This window comes from Mesorhizobium sp. M7A.F.Ca.CA.004.12.1.1, from assembly GCF_003997835.1.
Taxonomy (GTDB): Bacteria; Pseudomonadota; Alphaproteobacteria; order Rhizobiales; family Rhizobiaceae; genus Mesorhizobium.
Window position 1 is genome coordinate 1 of the sequence record NZ_RZRK01000814.1, and the last position, 2,706, is coordinate 2,706.

The following is a 2,706-nucleotide window of genomic DNA, read 5'->3' on the forward strand; positions in this document are numbered from 1 at the left end:
AGCCAACAACACGCGCTATGGCCTCGCCGCCTCGGTGTGGAGCGAGAACGTCAACCTTGCTTTGCACGTCGCGCCGCAATTGAAGGCCGGCGTGGTCTGGGTCAACGGCACCAACATGTTCGACGCCGCCTGTGGCTTCGGCGGCTACCGCGAGAGCGGTTTCGGCCGCGAGGGCGGGCGCGAGGGCATGTTCGAATATCTCACGGCAAAGCTGCCGCTCGGCCCGGTCATCAAGCCGGCGACGACCTCCGCACAGCCAGTCGAGCAGGCCGACGGCTCGGCAATCGACCGCACCGCAAAGCTGTTCATCGGCGGCAAGCAGGTTCGGCCGGACGGCAATTATTCGCTCGCCATCGCCACCGCCAAGGGCAAGCTTGCCGGCGAAGTTGGGCTCGGCAGCCGCAAGGATATCCGCGATGCCGTCTCTGCCGCCCGCGGTGCCAAGGCCTGGCCGGAGGCGACCGCCTATAACAGGTCCCAGGTGCTCTATTATCTGGCCGAGAATCTTTCCGGCCGTGCCGGCGAGTTCGCCGCCCGTCTCACCGAATTGACCGGCGCTACGCCCAAGGCCGCGCGGGAAGAGGTAGAACAATCCATTGAACGGCTGTTCCTCTATGCCGGTCTGGCCGACAAGTTCGAGGGCCGCGTGCACCAGCCGCCGGCGCGTGCCGTGACGCTGGCGCTTCATGAACCGGTCGGCGTCGTCGGCATCGTCGCCCCCGATAGCTCGCCGCTGCTCGGTCTGATCTCGCTGGTCGCACCGGCGCTGGCCATGGGCAACACCGTGGTTGCGGTGCCGTCGGAGCGCTACCCGCTGCTGGCCACCGATCTCTACCAGGTCATCGAATATTCCGACATTCCCTCAGGCGCCATCAACATCGTCACCGGCCGCAGCGCCGAACTTGCCGGCGTGCTGGCCAAGCATGACGATGTCGACGGGCTCTGGGTGTTCGCCGACGCAGAGACCTGCGCCAAGGCGGAGGCAGAGTCCATCGGCAACCTCAAGCGCGTCTGGAGCGGCAATGGCCGCAGCCTCGACTGGGCATCCGACGAAGCCGCCGGCGACGCCTTCCTGCGCCGCGCCGTCGAGGTCAAGAATGTCTGGGTGCCTTACGGCGATTGATGTCCCGCCGGTGCTGTCGAGATCGTGTTCGGGCTTGACGCACGGACAGATGTTCTTTAACGAGAAAAAACATCTTTATCAGTGAACGGTCAACGGCGCAGGCTGCACGATCACGCGTGACTGGCACATGACGCCTTGGCCAGCCGCAGGTAGACCCGGACTATCCCCAGCGGACGAGGAGAACAGTATGTCGGATCTGGCAGGCAAGGTCGTTGTCGTCACGGCAGCGGCGCAAGGCATCGGCAAGGCGAGCGCACTGGCGTTCGCAAAAGCTGGCGCCATCGTCCACGCCACCGACATCAACGAGGCACTGCTGGCGGAACTCGCCAGGACGCCGGGGATCAAGACCCGCAAGCTGGACGTACTCAACGACGAAGCCGTCAACGCCGCCTTTGCCGAGATCGGCGTCGTCGACGTTCTGTTCAATTGCGCCGGTTTCGTCCATTCCGGCTCGATCCTCGAGATGAAGGAAGCCGATCTCGATTTCGCGCTGGATCTCAATGTTCGCGCCATGATCCGCACCAGCCGGGCCGTGCTGCCCGGCATGCTGGAACGCGGCGACGGATCGATCATCAACATGGCCTCGCTGGCCAGTTCAACCAAGGGCGTGCCCAACCGCTTCGTCTATGGCCTGACCAAGGCCGCCGTCATCGGCCTGACCAAGGCGATCGCCGCCGACTATGTCGGCAAGGGTATACGCTGCAACGCCATCTGCCCCGGCACGGTCGAGAGCCCGTCGCTGCAGGACCGCATGCACGCGCAAGGCGACTACGATGCCGCCCGCGCAGCCTTCATCGCCCGCCAGCCGATGGGCCGGCTCGGCACGCCGGAGGAGATCGCGGATCTCGCCGTCTATCTGGCCGGCGCCACCTATACGTCAGGGCAGGCCTACAATATCGATGGCGGCTGGTCGATCTGACTGCGGAAATCTTGCCGAGCCGGACGATCTGGCCCTTTCCCGGCGTTTGACAGGGGATCGAAGAGTCTGAAAATCCCGCGCGCCGGCTATCTTGTATGGCGATCGCGCTTGTCCGTAGTCAGGTCGATGGGTACGGTCCGCCGGTTCCTTGAAGGCGCAATCGCCTTGGCGGAAAGTTTGCAAAAGGCCACGAGGCCGCAATCAGGAGAAGGATTTAGATGAAACTGCTGCGCTATGGCGAGGTGGGAAGCGAACGTCCCGGCCTGCTCGATGCGGATGGAACGATCCGTGATCTCTCCGCTCACGTCACCGATATCGGCGGCAAGACGCTCGACCCGGCATCGCTGGCGGCACTGGCCAAGCTCGATCCGAAGTCGCTGCCGGCGGTTTCCGGCAGCCCGCGCCTTGGCGCCTGCGTTGCCGGCACCGGCAAGTTCATCTGCATCGGCCTCAACTATTCCGACCATGCCGCCGAAACCGGCGCCACCGTGCCGCCGGAGCCGATCATCTTCATGAAGGCAAGCTCGGCCATTGTCGGGCCGGATGACGACGTGCTGATCCCGCGCGGCTCGGAGAAGACCGACTGGGAAGTCGAACTGGCCGTAATCATCGGCAAAACCGCCAAGTATGTCAGCGAGGCCGATGCGCTCGACTATGTTGCCGG

The 2,706-nt window shown here is 64.4% G+C and carries 3 protein-coding genes; all 3 read left to right on the plus strand.

All coding sequences use genetic code 11. From position 1 onward, the window contains the following. On the plus strand, window positions 1-1,123 hold a 1,123-nt coding region (locus EN984_RS30055; RefSeq protein WP_127384173.1), incomplete at its 5' end, for an aldehyde dehydrogenase family protein. Between the two features lie 187 nt (window positions 1,124-1,310). Further along, window positions 1,311-2,042, plus strand: a complete 732-nt coding sequence (locus tag EN984_RS30060; RefSeq protein ID WP_127272470.1) for an SDR family oxidoreductase — start codon at window positions 1,311-1,313, stop codon at window positions 2,040-2,042. Window positions 2,043-2,260: 218 nt separating this feature from the next. Further along, on the plus strand, window positions 2,261-2,706 hold a 446-nt coding region (locus EN984_RS30065; protein WP_206517516.1), incomplete at its 3' end, for a fumarylacetoacetate hydrolase family protein.